Origin of the sequence: Oleisolibacter albus, assembly GCF_003336875.1 — a bacterium.
Taxonomy (GTDB): Bacteria; Pseudomonadota; Alphaproteobacteria; order Azospirillales; family Azospirillaceae; genus Niveispirillum; species Niveispirillum album.
On sequence record NZ_QGNJ01000007.1, the window covers coordinates 147,484 to 161,172 of the forward strand.

11 protein-coding genes are annotated in these 13,689 nt (G+C 69.0%); 2 read left to right on the top strand and 9 right to left on the bottom strand.

Annotated elements, in window-relative coordinates; translation table 11 throughout:
• Positions 1-84: 84 nt before the first annotated feature.
• The 9 genes from DK368_RS11570 to DK368_RS11610 form a co-directional block, all read right to left on the bottom strand.
• Positions 85-249, bottom strand: coding sequence for a hypothetical protein (locus DK368_RS11570; RefSeq protein ID WP_155524558.1), 165 nt, complete (start codon positions 247-249; stop codon positions 85-87).
• Between the two features lie 103 nt (positions 250-352).
• Positions 353-835, bottom strand: a complete 483-nt coding sequence (locus DK368_RS11575) for a hypothetical protein (protein WP_114394107.1) — start codon at positions 833-835, stop codon at positions 353-355.
• A gap of 112 nt (positions 836-947) precedes the next feature.
• Positions 948-2,129, bottom strand: coding sequence for a Gfo/Idh/MocA family protein (locus tag DK368_RS11580; protein WP_205028177.1), 1,182 nt, complete (start codon positions 2,127-2,129; stop codon positions 948-950).
• Positions 2,130-2,151: 22 nt separating this feature from the next.
• Entirely contained in the window at positions 2,152-3,204 is a 1,053-nt protein-coding gene (locus DK368_RS11585; protein WP_114394109.1) for a sugar phosphate isomerase/epimerase family protein, read from the bottom strand.
• Between the two features lie 83 nt (positions 3,205-3,287).
• Entirely contained in the window at positions 3,288-4,304 is a 1,017-nt protein-coding gene (locus DK368_RS11590) for a LacI family DNA-binding transcriptional regulator (protein ID WP_205028179.1), read from the bottom strand.
• Positions 4,304-5,299: an ABC transporter permease gene (locus DK368_RS11595; protein WP_114394110.1), complete on the bottom strand. Its 996-nt coding sequence runs from the start codon at positions 5,297-5,299 to the stop codon at positions 4,304-4,306. Before DK368_RS11595 ends, DK368_RS11590 begins: the two co-directional genes overlap by 1 nt.
• A gap of 13 nt (positions 5,300-5,312) precedes the next feature.
• Positions 5,313-6,281, bottom strand: coding sequence for an ABC transporter permease (locus DK368_RS11600; protein WP_114394111.1), 969 nt, complete (start codon positions 6,279-6,281; stop codon positions 5,313-5,315).
• Positions 6,278-7,828, bottom strand: coding sequence for a sugar ABC transporter ATP-binding protein (locus tag DK368_RS11605; RefSeq protein ID WP_205028180.1), 1,551 nt, complete (start codon positions 7,826-7,828; stop codon positions 6,278-6,280). Before DK368_RS11605 ends, DK368_RS11600 begins: the two co-directional genes overlap by 4 nt.
• Positions 7,829-7,912: 84 nt before the next feature.
• On the bottom strand, positions 7,913-8,938 hold the full coding sequence (locus DK368_RS11610) for an ABC transporter substrate-binding protein (protein WP_114394112.1): 1,026 nt from the start codon (positions 8,936-8,938) through the stop codon (positions 7,913-7,915).
• A 500-nt stretch (positions 8,939-9,438) separates the two neighbouring features.
• On the opposite strand from DK368_RS11610, the gene DK368_RS11615 reads away from it, so the two are divergent.
• The gene (locus DK368_RS11615; RefSeq protein WP_114394113.1) at positions 9,439-11,631 is read left to right on the top strand and encodes a NosR/NirI family protein; all 2,193 of its coding nucleotides are present in this window, start codon (positions 9,439-9,441) and stop codon (positions 11,629-11,631) included.
• A 53-nt stretch (positions 11,632-11,684) separates the two neighbouring features.
• Positions 11,685-13,625, top strand: a complete 1,941-nt coding sequence (nosZ, locus tag DK368_RS11620; RefSeq protein WP_114394114.1) for a TAT-dependent nitrous-oxide reductase — start codon at positions 11,685-11,687, stop codon at positions 13,623-13,625.
• The last annotated feature ends 64 nt before the right edge of the window (positions 13,626-13,689 follow it).

The following is a 13,689-nucleotide window of genomic DNA, read 5'->3' on the forward strand; positions in this document are numbered from 1 at the left end:
CCGGTTCAGCGTTCCTCCCGCCGGCCAGCCCCGATCAAGCCCCGATATGGCAAAGGGGGCTGAAGACGCCCACCGGGAGCAGGATCAGGCGGCCCGGCGCGGCGCGGTACGGGCCTTGACCGGCACGGGCACGGGCGTCGGCGCGAACAGGTCACGCACCCCCATACCGATGGCCAGGGCCAGAAGCAGCTGCACCAGCGCGAAAACCCCGACGCAGGCCGCCAGAAGGCTGAAAAGAACCGTGTCCATGGCCACACTCCCGTTGCTGACGGGACCAGCCTGGACCAGGGCGGGCCTGCCGCCCTTGACCTGGGTCAAGACACCACGAAGGTCACAACAATTTTCAAACGAATCATTTGACCCGGCGAACCTTGATGATGAGCCCCGACCCGCCGCCGATGAGATTGTAGGTGCCGAGGGCACCGGGCTTCACCGTGACCACATCACCGGCCTTCAGACGGACGCTGGCGCTGTCGCGCTGCAGCCAGACCTGCCCGTTATCCAGGGTGAACACCATCCGGCCTTCCGCATTCTGGCGCAGGGCCGCGATGGTGGCCTTTACCTCCTGCTCGGGCGCCGCCTCGGCGCGGGGCCTGGCCAGCTGTTCCGCCCCCAGGCCCTGGACCGCCGGTGCGGCCGTCGCAGCGGGTGCGGCCGGCCCCGGTCCGCGCAGGGCGGGCACGCGGCTGTTGAAACAGGCCAGCCGGTCCGGACCGTCGGGGACGCTCAGACAGTTCAGGACGGCATCCAGCGCCGACGTCTGCGCCCGCGCCGCGACCGGCAGGGAGAGGGAGGACAGCAGGGCCAGGGCCAGAACCGGGGAAGCAGCGCGCATGTGACCGCCTTCAAAAAAGCAACCGGAGCGCGCGCAGGCAGCGCCGCGCGGCAGCGGACGATAGCAGCCCCGGCGCGGCGGCGACAAGCCGCCGTGCGGCCCCGTCCGGCGGTCAGCCCAACGGCACCCAGACGGAGCCGCGGGCCGCGGAGTCCAGGCAGGCGCTGACGAAGGCGAGGCCGCGCACGCCCGCCGCGACGTCGGGCAGCGGGCAGTCCGGGTCCATGGCCGAGGCGGGCGGGGCCGCTTCCCCCGCCCCTGCACCCTCCTGGTGCGCCAGCAGCAGGTCGGCGGCGTCACGGTAGAGGTTGGCGAAGGCTTCCAGGTAGCCCTCGGGATGGGCGGCGGGCACGCGGCTGGAGGCCGCGGCCACCGGCCAGGACCCGGCCCCGTTGCGCCGCAGCAGCTGGCGCGGCTGGCCCAGCGGGGTGAACCACAGCTCCTCCGGCCGTTCCTGCCACCATTCCAGCCCGCCCTGCGTGCCATAGACGCGCAGCGACAGGTTGTTGCCGTTGCCGGTGGCCACCTGGCTGGCCCAGAGCCCGCCCTTGGCCCCGGAGGCGTAGCGCAGCAGGATGCCGGCATCATCATCCACCCGGCGGCCCGGCACGAAGGCGGTGAGGTCGGCCAGCAGATGCACCGGCTCCTCCCCCGTGACAAAGGCGGCCAGATTGTAGGCATGGGTGCCCACATCGCCGATGGCACCGCCCAACCCGGCCTTGGCCGGGTCGGTGCGCCAGACCGCGCCCTCCGCCCCCGTCGCCTCCACCGGCTCGGCCAGCCAGTCCTGGGCATATTCCACCTGGACCCGCCGCAACGTGCCGATCCGGCCCGCCGCCACCATGGCGCGGGCCTGCCGCACCATGGGATAGCCGGTATAGGTGTGGGTCAGCACGAAGCGCCTGCCCGTCGCGGCCACCAGCGCCGCCAGAGTCTGGGCATCCTCCAGCGTCGTGGTCATCGGCTTTTCGCAGATGACATGGAAGCCGGCCTCCAGCGCGGCCTTGGCCACGGGGAAATGCAGGAAATTCGGGGTGACGATGACGACGGCATCGATGGGGTCCGGCCGCGCCGCCTCGGCCGCCAGCATGTCCTGGTAGCCGCCATAGGCCCGGTCGGGGGCGATGCCGATGGACCGGGCGAAGTCGCGGCCCCGGTCCGGGTCGGCGTCGAAGGCGCCCGCCACCAGCGTGAAGCGGTCGTCCATGCGGGCGGCGATGCGGTGGACGGCCCCGATGAAGGCCTTGTGCCCGCCACCGACCATGCCGAGGCGGATGCGTCGCGTGCTGGTCATGCTCCGGCTCTCCCCTGTCCGATCAGCCGATGCCGAGAAGGCGGCGGTTGGCGGCGGCATCGGCGCCGCTGCTGGCGAAATCATCGAAGGCGTGTCCGGTGACACGGATGATGTGGTCGCGGATGAAGGCGGCCCCTTCGCGCGCCCCATCCTCGGGATGCTTCAGCGCGCATTCCCATTCCAGCACGGCCCAGCCGGCGAAATCATACTGGGCCATCTTGGAGAAGACGGCCTTGAAGTCGATGGCGCCGTCGCCCAGCGACCGGAAGCGGCCCGGCCGGTCGACCCAGGACTGGTAGCCGCCATAGACGCCGGAGCGGCCGCTGGGCCGCAGTTCGGCGTCCTTCACATGGAAGGCGCGGATGCGCGGGTGGTAGATGTCGAGGAAGGCCAGATAATCCAGCGCCTGCAGCACGAAATGCGAGGGGTCGTAGAGGATAGCGGCACGCGGGTGGCCGTCCACCGCCGCCAGGAACCGCTCGAAGGTCACGCCGTCATGCAGGTCCTCGCCGGGATGCAGCTCGAAGGCCAGATCCACCCCGGCCTCGTCGAAGGCATCGAGGATGGGGCGCCAGCGGCGCGCCAGTTCGGCGAACGCCTCCTCCACCAGCCCGGCCGGACGCTGCGGCCAGGGATAGACATAGGGCCAGGCCAGGGCGCCGGAGAAGCTGACATGGGTGGCGAGACCGAGATTGCGCGAGGCGGCGGCGGCAAGGCGCATCTGCCGCACCGCCCAGTCGGTGCGCGCCGCCGGACGGCCGCGCACGGCCTCCGGAGCGAAGCCGTCGAACAGGGCATCATAGGCCGGATGCACCGCCACCAGCTGGCCCTGGAGATGGGTCGACAGCTCGGTGATCTCCACCCCCGCCTCGCCCAGGCGGCCGCGCAGCTCGTCGCAGTACGCCTTGGACGTGGCCGCCCGCTCCAGATCGAACAGCCCCGCCGTGGTCGGCAGCTGCAGCCCGACATAGCCCAGATCGGCCGCCCAGCGCGCCAGATTGTCCAGCGTGTCGAAGGGCGGCTGTGCGCCGACGAATTGCGCCAGGAAAATCCCGGGTCCACGCAGTGTCTTCATGGTGTCTCTCTCCTACGCAATCGGGCCTACGCAATCGGGCCTACGCAATCAGGCGGGACGGGCTGTCGATCAGTGGTCGGCAGTCAGGGGTCGTGACAGGGGGCGGTCGAGGACCGGATGACCAGCCGGGTCGGGAAGCAGTGCTGCGGCACCGGGGCCGACCGGGATTTCTTCAGCTGCCGGATCATCAGGGCCATGGCGGCCTGTCCGATCTCGCGCCGGGGCTGATGGATGGTGGTCAGCGGCGGGTCGAGCATCCCGGCCACCAGCGTGTCGTCGAACCCCACCACCGACACGTCGCGCGGCACCTGGATTCCGTGGCTTTTCAGGGCACCGATGGCGCCGAGGGCCATCTGGTCGCTGGCGGCGAACAGGGCGGTGAAACGGCGGCCCCGGTCCAGCAGGCCGAGTGTCAGGGCGCGGCCGGCGGACAGGCTGAAATCCCCCTCCACCACCAGATCGGGGTCATAGGCGATGCCGGCCTGCTCCAGCGCCCGGCGGTAGCCCTCCAGACGCGCGGTGCCGAGATGTTCGCCCAGCGGGCCGGTGATGTGGACGATGCGGCGATGCCCCAGCTGCAGCAGATGCGTCACCGCCTCGAAGGCGGCGGCGGCGTTGTCCACCCGCACCGTGGGCAGGTCGAGGCCGGCGATGGCCTCCAGCGCCACCACCAGCGGCGGCAGCCGGTCGTTGCGCAGGCTGTCGGGCAGCCGGCCGATCATCAGGATCAGCCCGTCGGCATGGCGCTCGCGCACGGCGTCGATGTAGTGGCGGATGCGGCGGTCGTCGTCGCGGGCATCGCCCATCAGCACCTTGTAGCCGGCGGCGAAGGCCGCTTCCTCCACGCCCTTGTAGATGTCGAGGTAGAAGGGGTTGGAGATGTCGCGCACCAGCAGGATCACCGTGTGGCTGGCGCGGCGGCGGAAGGCGCGGGCCTGGTCGTTGGGAACGAAGCCGATGGCGGCCACCGCCTCCAGCACCCGCCGCCGGGTGTCCTCGCGCACCTTCTCCGGCCGCGACAGGGCGCGGGAGACGGTGGCGGTGGAAACGCCCGCCATATCGGCCACGGCCTTGATGTTGGGATGCTCGGCCATGGTCATCACACCCGCGGTCCGGTCTGGCGGCCGTAGAGCGCCAGCAGCAGCAGCAAGGTCCCGCCGAAGATCAGCTGCCGGCCCCAGAAGTCCAGATGCAGGGTGGTCAGCACGCTTTGCAGCAGCACCAGGGCGATGGCGCCGGCCACGGTGCCGACATAGCCGCCGGTGCCGCCGGCCAGGGAGGTGCCGCCGATGACGACGGCGATGATGGTGGGCAGCATGTACTGGTCACCGACACTGATGAAGGAATTGCCGGTGTAGCCGATGACGAAGACACCCGTCAGCCCGGCCAGTGCCCCGGACAGGCCGTAGACCAGCGTGCGCACGGCCCGGACCGGCAGTCCGACCAGCCGCGCCGCCCGCGCATTGGCGCCGACGGCATAGATGGCGAAGCCCAGCGCCGTGCGGCGCAGCAGCAGACCCATCAGCACGATGAGGACGGCCCAGGCCAGCAGGATGCCGGGCAGGCCGAGCAAGGCCGGCTGGTTGATGAAGCCCATCAGCGCCGGGGCGGCGTTGCCGGACGGGATGCCCTGGGAGAAGACCACCAGCCCCCCCTGGATGATGGCCATCATGCCCAGCGTCATCACCAGCGGCGGCAGCCGCACCAGGGTCACGCCCAGCCCGTTGACCAGCCCCACCAGGAAGGTGGCGCCGCAGGCCGCCAGGATGGCGTGGGCGATGGCGGCATCACTGCCGTTCATGACATTGCCGGCGATGATGGCGCCGAAGGAGATCTGTGCCCCGATGGACAGGTCGATGCCTTCGCCGCCGGCCAGGATCACCAGATTCTGCCCGGCGGCGGCGATGCCCAGCAGGGCCGCCACGGTCAGCAGGCGGATGATCTGGTCGCCGCGGGCGAAGCCGGGCGACAACATCTCGCCCAGGCCCAGCAGCACGATGATGGCCATGAGGGCCAGGGCCAGCGGGCTGGCGGCCAGCGTGGCAAGGCGGGAGCCGGTGGAAAGGCCGGACGGGGAGAGCGAAGGCGCGGTCATGATCGGTCTCCCCTCAGCGGCGGCGGGCCACGAGAACGCCCCCGGCCAGCGCCGCGAGCACGATCAGGCCCTGGACCAGGGTCTGGTATTCAAAGGGCAGGCCGGCGAAGAAGATGACATTGCCGATCATGCCCAGCAGCAGCGCCCCCAGAATGGAGCCGGCGGCCCCGCCGACACCGCCCGACAGCAGCGTGCCGCCCAGCGCCACGGCCGAAACCGAGCCGAGACCCAGGCTCTGCCCCAGCAGCGGATCGCCGCTGGCCGTTTCCCCCGTCAGGCAGAGGGCGGCGAAGCCGGCGAACAGCGCGCTGATGAGATAGGCCGACAGCCGGATGCGGCGAAGGTCGAGGCCGCTCTGGAAGGCGCCGCCGCGATTACCGCCCACGGCCTTCAGCCAGGTCTGGAACGGCCGGCGGGCCAGCAGGGCCACGAAGCCGATGGCCAGCAGCAGGATCAGCAGCACGGTGGGCAGGCCCAGCACCGCGCCGCCATAGGTCTGCCAATAGGCGTCCGGCACCGGCAGGCCGGCCTGGGGCAGGATGCGCAGGGCCAGGGCAGAGAACAGGATGGCCGTCCCGAAGGTTGCCACCATGGGCTGCAATCCCACCACCCCGATCAGCAGGCCGTTGACCAGGCCGCAGGCCAGCGCCACCGCCAGCCCGGCGGCAAGGCCGGCCAGGATGGCGTCCGGCCCGTCGCCGGTGGCGGCGATGACCGTGACGGTGACCACATTGACCAGGGCGGCGACGGCGCCCACCGACAGGTCGATATCACCGGCCAGGACCACATAGGTCTGGCCGATGGCCACCAGCACCAGCGGCAGGAAGGTGGTGAGGTTCGATTGCAGCACTGTCCCGTCGAAGAAGCCGGGCTGCAGCAGGCCGTTGACGATCACCAGCACGGTCAGGGCCGCCGCGGTGATGGCCCAGGCGGGCAGCGCGGCCGGCAGGGCGGACAAGGCGGATGGCAGCGCGCGTTTCATGCGGCGTCTCCGTAGGCGGCGCGCGTCAGGTGGAAGGAGTCCAGGGTCGGGCCGGAGAGTTCCGTCACCACCGCCCCGCCGTTGAAGACCAGGATGCGGTCGGACTGATCCAGCAGTTCGGCCTCCTCCGACGAATAGAGGATGATGGCCACCCCGCTGTCCGCCAGCTGGCGGATCAGGGCGAAGAGGTCGGCCTTGGCACCCAGATCGATGCCCTTGGTGGGGTCATCCAGCAGCAGCAGCCGCGGCCCAGTGGCCAGCCAGCGGGCGATGAACACCTTCTGCTGGTTGCCGCCGGACAGGGTGCCGATGGCGTCGTCCAGACCGGCATATTTGGTCTTCAGCGAAGCCGCCACCCCGGCCAGCCGCGGCGCCAGCGTGCCGGCCCCGACACGCCAGCGGCGTTCGCGCACCAGCACGGCCGCGGCCAGGTTCTCGAAGATGGAGCGCCCGGCCAGCACGGCATCGGCCACGCGGTCGCCGGAGACATAGGCGATCCCGCGGGCCACGGCATCAGCCGGCGCGCGGATGCGCACGGGCTGCCCGTCCAGGCGCAGGCGGCCGGCCGTCAGCGGATCGGCCCCGAACAGCCCGCGCAGCAGCGCCGACTGCCCCTGCCCCTGCAATCCGCCCAGGCCCAGGATTTCCCCTGGCGCCACCGCCAGCGTGATGTCCCGCAGGCGTCCGCCCCCGACCCGGTCAGCCTGGAGCAGCGGGGCCGCCGCGGGACGGTCGGCGCGGGTGCGCCGGCCGGCCTTGCGCACATCCCCGATCATCAGCCGCACCACACTGTCCTGATCGGTATCGGCGATGCACAGATCCGCCACGGTTTCCCCGTTGCGCATGACGGTGACGCGGTCGCACAGGGCGAAGACCTCGTCCAGCCGGTGGGAGATGAAGACGGTGGACACGCCTGCGGCCCGCCGGGCGCGCAGGATGTCGAAGAAGACCGCCACCTGACGGGCATCCAGGGCGGCCGTGGCCTCGTCCATGATGACGATGCGCGGCGACTTCGACAGGACCTTGAGGATCTCCACGATCTGACGCTGGCCCGGCGTCAGATCCGCCACCAGGGCGTCGGGTGTCAGGCCCGGCCCGGCTGTATCGCCGAACAGCGCGATCAGCGCCTCCGTCTCCGCCCGCAGCCGGGTCCGGTCGATGAAGCCGGCGCGGGTGCGCGGCTCCCGCCCCAGGAAGATATTGGCCGCCACCGACAAAGGCGGGATCAGGCTGAGTTCCTGGTAGAACAGGGCGATGCCCGCCGCCTCGGCCTCACGCGGGGTGGCGAAGCGCACCGGCCGGCCCTCGATCAGCAGGCTGCCCGCCGTGGCCGCATGGGTGCCGGCGATGATCTTGCTGAGGGTGCTCTTGCCGCAGCCATTGGCCCCCAGCAGGGCATGGATCTCGCCCCGGCCCACGGTCAGCCGGCCATTGCCCAGCGCCTGCACGGCACCGAAGCGCTTGACGATGTCGCGGGCCTCGATGGCAGGCCCCAAGGGGGTGGGGGCCGGCATCGGAAGGGCCGGCGTCTCGGGCGTTCCGGTCATGGCATCCCCGGTCATGGCTGGCGTCGGATCTGGAGGGGGCGGGCACCCGGACCGGATGCCCGCCCGGGCATCAGGACAGGACGGTCACTTGAAGAAGGCGGCGGCCTGCTCCGGCGTCACCGTGGCGGTGACGGACCAGTAGCCGGGCTTGCCCTCGGCCTCCTTCAGCCGCGCCGGCAGGGTGGCGTTGTCGACGAAGGGGATCGGAATGTAGAGGGCGTTGCCATAGACGCCGCCGAAGATGCCGTCCTTGAACGCTTTGCCCTGCAGCTTCAGCACAGCCACGTTCAGGGCCGAGGCCATGACGCCCGGCGGGTTGACCGATGCGCCGGAGGTCAGCTTCTCAGAAGCCCAGACCGTCATGAAGTCCTTCCGGATCTCGCCGGTGGCGGCGATCTTGTCCTTCTTGCCGGCGGCGATGATGGCCCGCCATGCCCCGGCGGCCATGCCGTCCTGCACCCAGACACCCTGGATGTCGGGATAGGTCGCCAGCAGGTTCTGCATGGTCTGCTGCCCCTGGGCCTGATCCCAATTGGCGTTGGCCTCGTTCAGGATCTTGATGCCCGGCGCGGTCTTCAGCACCTCGCGGTAGCCGGCCACGCGCATCTCGTTGGCCGGGTTGCCGGCCACGCCATTGATGACGACGATGTTGCCCTTGCCGCCCAGCGCCTCCACCAGCCACTTGGCCGACTGCATGGCCCAGGCCTTCTGGTCGATGCCGACATAGATGGCATCCTTGGACGACACTTCGGCATCGGTGGCGATGACCAGGATGCCCTTGGCCTTGGCCTGGGCGAACACCGGATTGAAGGCCGTGGGGCTGTTGGGGTTGATGATGATGGCATCAACGCCCTGGTTGATGAAGTTGCGGACCTGACCGATCTGGCCCTGGGCATCGACCGTGGCGCTCTGCACCACAACCTCGACCGGCACGCCCTTGTCGGTCCAGGCCTTGGCGGCGGCCTGCGCCTCCTCGATCATCTGGGTGCGCCATTCGCTGCCGACCCAGCCGTTGGACAGGCCGATCCGGAAGGTCTTTGCTTCGCTGGAACCGGCCATCAGACCGACCATGGCGGCGACGGCGGTCGCCAGGAGCCAACGCTTCTTCATTCGAATTCCTCCGCATGCCCGCGTTCGGGACGAATGCAACCGATTACATTATCGTTTTCGCCGGGACTTCCCGCCCGAGCGCGCTGTTCCTTGGTAATGCAATCGGTTACATCGGTCAATCCATCCGCTCTGGCTAGGACTGCGCATTTTGCGCGCACCCGACCGGAACGGCCCTCCCCCGCGACGGTGGTGCGACAAACCATCCCGGTCTTTGTGCCGGCACAAAGACACCCGCCCCCTCCCCGCCTATCCAAATCTGCCGGGCAACGGTGCCGCCGGAAGCCGATTCCGCCGGCCCTGCAACGGCCGATCGATTCCCCGGGCGAATTGATCCGCATCAATGATCAAAGGGCAGGAAAACCCGTACCGATCGAAAGTCAAACGGGCCAAGAAAAGGCACTTGATAAATGTCAAACGGTCATTTGCATGATTTAAAGCGAAAATCAGGCCTGGTTGTTTTATGGGCATTACTGGCTTTTATTTCTATAATCTTCATTGAGATGCCCTGTGTTGCCGCCGAAACGCGCGGCAGCACCTACCTGAAATCCATCGCCCCTGCTGATCTTTTCCCTGGCGCCGACCGCTTCGGGCCGGCGGATGCGCGCGCGCCGGCCTTTCCCGTCTATAAGGGCGACACGCTGCTGGGATATGCCTATCTGACCACCGATCTGGTGGACACCACCGGCTATTCCGGCCGCCCCATCGACGTCATGGTCGGGCTGACACCCGACGGTGTCATCGCCGGTGCCAAGCTGATGGCCCATCATGAACCCATCGTGCTGGTCGGCATCCCCGTGGCCCGGGTCGAGGCCTTCATCGCCGGCTATATCGGCCGCAACGTCTTCGACCCAGCCCTCAGCAACGCCAGCGCACCGCCCGTGGACATCGTGTCCGGCGCCACCGTCACCGTCATGGTCATCGGCGACAGCCTGCTGCGCTCGGGACGCAAGCTGGCGGGTGCCCTGGCCCTGGCCGGCAGCGACCATGCCGGCCCGGCCCAGGCCGCCCGCACCATCGATATGAGCCGCCAGCAGGTGGAGGACTGGGAAACCCTGCTGGGCGACGGGTCGGTGCGCCGGCTGCTGCTGACCGTGGCCGACGTCAACGCCGCCTTCGACCGGACCGGCCGCGCCGAGGCTATGGACCGGCCCGAACCCGGTCCCGAGGACGACACCTTCATCGACCTCTATGCCGCCCTGGCCACCATTCCGACCATCGGCCGCAGCCTGCTGGGCGATGCGGAGTATCAGGCGCTGCTGTCCCGCCTGAAGCCGGGGCAGCAGGCGCTGCTGCTGGCCGGGCGCGGCCGCTATTCCTTCAAGGGATCGGGTTATGTGCGCGGCGGCATCTTCGACCGTGTCGAGCTGGTGCAGAACGAAGCCGGCGTGCGCTTCCGCGACAAGAACCACAAGCGCCTGGGCAGCCTGGCCGCGGCCGGCGCCCCCGACCTGCCGGAGATCGGCCTGTTCATCGTGCCGGAGACCATGACCTTCGACCCGGCCCAGCCCTGGCGGCTGCAGCTGCTGGTGCAGCGGGCCACGGCCGCCCTGGACAAGAGCTTCGTCACCTTCGACCTCAGCTATCTGCCGCCGGAGACGTATCTGCAGGCCGCTGCCCCCGCTCCGGCGCAGGGCACGTCGCCGGCCGGCCCCCTTCCGCCCGCGGCGCAGACCGAGCCGCCGGCCGAGATCCCGCTGTGGCAGCGCATCTGGGAGAACAGGGCGGTCGACATCACCCTGACTCTGGGGGTCATCACCCTGGTCACGGCCATCTTCTTCTTCCAGGACATGCTGGTCCGCCGGCCCGTGCTCTATGGCCGTGTCCGCACCGGCGTGCTGCTGTTCACGCTGCTGTTCCTGGGCTGGTACGCCCATGCCCAGCTGTCCGTCGTCAATGTCCTGACCTTCGTGGACGCCATGCGCCACGAGTTCCGGTGGGACTATTTCATGATGGACCCGCTGCTGTTCCTGCTCTGGTTCGCGGTGGCGGCGTCGCTGCTGTTCTGGGGCCGCGGGGCGTTCTGCGGCTGGCTCTGCCCCTTCGGCGCCCTGCAGGAACTGTCCAACAAGGCGGCCCGCCGGCTGAAGCTGCCGCAGGTGAAGGTGCCCTTCGCCCTGCATGAGCGGCTGTGGCCGATCAAGTACATCATCTTCCTGGTGATCTTCGGCCTGTCGCTGCACAGCCTGGCCATGGCCGAGATGGCCGCCGAGGTGGAGCCGTTCAAGACCGCCATCATCCTGCACTTCGTGCGCGACTGGTGGTTCGTGCTGTTCGCCGGCGTGCTGCTGCTGGCCGGGCTGTTCATCGAGCGCTTCTTCTGCCGCTATCTCTGCCCGCTGGGCGCCGCCCTGGCCATTCCCGGCCGCATGCGCATGTTCAACTGGCTGCGGCGCTACCGGGAATGCGGCAATCCCTGCCATCGCTGCGCCGTGGATTGTCCGGTGCAGGCCATCCACCCCGATGGCCGCATCAACCCCAACGAATGCATCCAGTGCCTGCACTGCCAGGTGCTCTACCACCACACCCAGCTCTGCCCCGTCGTGGTCGGCCGTCTGAAGAAGGCCGAGCGCCGGGCCGCGGCCCTGACCTCCAACCCCTCCCTGCCGCCGGCGGTCAAGGCCGCCACGGCCATCGAGCCACCCGCCATCGAAACCCCGGCCGCCGCCACCGCGGCGAAACCGGCTGACGCGTGACCCCCCGGTCGCCATCCCCCCGCGCCTGTGCGGGAGATCCTGAGGAGCCCCCAATGTCGGACAAGATTGAAAAAACAGACGGGTTGAACCGCCGCGCTCTCCTGGGCGGAACCGCCAAGGCCGCCGCCCTGGCCGGTCTCGGCGCCGCGGGCGGCGGGGCGCTGGCCGGCGGTGCCGGGCTGCTGTCGGCCCGACCCGCCCAGGCCGCCGCCGCTGCCGGCGGCAAGCAGAGCCATGAGGTGAAGCCCGGCGACCTGGACGAATACTATGTGTTCCATTCCGGCGGCCAGTCGGGCGAAGTCCGCATCATGGGCATCCCCTCCATGCGCGAGCTGATGCGCATCCCGGTGTTCAGCCGCTGTTCGGCCACCGGCTGGGGCCTGACCAACGAAAGCCGCAAGATCCTGACCGAGGGGCTGTTGCCGGAAACCAGGAAGTTCCTGGAGAAGCGCGGCGGCGTCTATCTGAACGGCGACCTGCACCACCCGCACATGTCGTTCACCGACGGCACCTATGACGGCCGCTACATCTTCTGCAACGACAAGGCCAACACCCGTGTCGCGCGCATCCGCTGCGACATCATGAAGCCCGACAAGATCATCGAGATTCCCAACGCCGCGGCCATCCACGGCCTGCGCCTGCAGAAATATCCGCGCACCGGCTATATCTTCGCCAATGGCGAACAGCGCGTGCCGACGCCCAATGACGGGCGCGACCGGACCGATCCCAAGAAGTACCGCTCGCACTTCTCCGCCATCGACGGCGACACCATGACGGTGGCCTGGCAGGTCTGGGTCGACGGCAACCTCGACAACACCGAGGCGGACTATCAGGGCAAGTACGCCATGTCCACCTGCTACAACTCCGAAGAGGGCGTGACCCTGGCGGAGATGACGTCGAAGGAGCAGGACTGGCTGGTCGTCTTCAACATCAAGCGCATCGAAGAGGCGGTGAAGAGCGGCAAGGCCCAGATCATCAACGGCGTGCCGGTGGTGGACGGGCGGCACGGTTCCCCCTACACCCGCTATATCCCCGTGCCCAACAGCCCGCACGGCATCAACATGGCGCCGGATGGCATCCATGCCACCGCCAACGGCAAGCTGTCGCCGACCGCCACCGTGTTCGACGTGCGCAAGTTCGACGATCTGTTCAACGACAAGATCCAGCCGCGGGATACGGTCGTGGCCGAGCCCGAGCTGGGTCTGGGACCGCTCCACACGGCCTATGACGGCCGCGGCAACGCCTACACCACCCTGTTCCTGGACAGCCAGGTGGTGAAGTGGAACATCGACAAGGCCAAGCGCGCCTTCAAGGGCGAGAAGGTCTCCCCCATCATCCAGAAGCTGGACGTGCATTACCAGCCGGGCCATCTGCACTCCTCCATGGGCCAGACCAAGGAGGCCGACGGCAAGTGGCTGATGGTGCTGAACAAATTCTCCAAGGACCGCTTCCTCAACGTCGGTCCGCTGAAGCCGGAGAACGACCAGCTGATCGACATCTCCGGCGACGAGATGAAGCTGGTGCATGACGGCCCCACCTTCGCCGAGCCGCATGACACGCTGATCGTCCACCGGTCCAAGGTCAATCCGCGCAGCGTCTATGACCGCGCCGACCCGATGTTCGCCGACGCCGTGAAGCAGGCCAAGGCCGACGGGGTGACGCTGGAGACCGATGCCAAGGTCATCCGCGACGGCAACAAGGTCCGCGTCTACATGTTCTCGTCCGCCCCGTCCTTCGCCCTGGAGGAGTTCACGGTGAAGGAAGGCGACGAGGTCACGGTGTTCGTCACCAACATCGACGATGTGGACGACCTGACCCACGGCTTCACCGTGACCAACCACGGGGTTGCCATGGAGATCGGGCCGCAGCAGACCTCCTCCGTCACCTTCACCGCCGACCGGCCCGGCGTCCACTGGTACTACTGCCAGTGGTTCTGCCACGCGCTGCACATGGAAATGGGCGGCCGCATGATCGTCGAGCCGAAGAGCGCCTAAGGCTCGACACCCCTCTCTCCCCCTCCCCGGTCTCCCCGGCGGGGAGGGGGCCTTCTTCCCCACA

Bases quoted from the DNA above. Each gene is read 5' to 3' on its own strand.
- DK368_RS11610 (WP_114394112.1), bottom strand. From the start codon at position 8,938: ATGAAGAAGCGTTGGCTCCTGGCGACCGCCGTCGCCGCCATGGTCGGT.
- DK368_RS11570 (WP_155524558.1), bottom strand. From the start codon at position 249: ATGGACACGGTTCTTTTCAGCCTTCTGGCGGCCTGCGTCGGGGTTTTC.
- DK368_RS11585 (WP_114394109.1), bottom strand. From the start codon at position 3,204: ATGAAGACACTGCGTGGACCCGGGATTTTCCTGGCGCAATTCGTCGGC.
- nosZ (WP_114394114.1), top strand. From the start codon at position 11,685: ATGTCGGACAAGATTGAAAAAACAGACGGGTTGAACCGCCGCGCTCTC.
- DK368_RS11595 (WP_114394110.1), bottom strand. From the start codon at position 5,299: ATGACCGCGCCTTCGCTCTCCCCGTCCGGCCTTTCCACCGGCTCCCGC.
- DK368_RS11575 (WP_114394107.1), bottom strand. From the start codon at position 835: ATGCGCGCTGCTTCCCCGGTTCTGGCCCTGGCCCTGCTGTCCTCCCTC.
- DK368_RS11590 (WP_205028179.1), bottom strand. From the start codon at position 4,304: ATGACCATGGCCGAGCATCCCAACATCAAGGCCGTGGCCGATATGGCG.
- DK368_RS11580 (WP_205028177.1), bottom strand. From the start codon at position 2,129: ATGACCAGCACGCGACGCATCCGCCTCGGCATGGTCGGTGGCGGGCAC.
- DK368_RS11615 (WP_114394113.1), top strand. From the start codon at position 9,439: ATGCCCTGTGTTGCCGCCGAAACGCGCGGCAGCACCTACCTGAAATCC.
- DK368_RS11600 (WP_114394111.1), bottom strand. From the start codon at position 6,281: ATGAAACGCGCGCTGCCATCCGCCTTGTCCGCCCTGCCGGCCGCGCTG.
- DK368_RS11605 (WP_205028180.1), bottom strand. From the start codon at position 7,828: ATGACCGGAACGCCCGAGACGCCGGCCCTTCCGATGCCGGCCCCCACC.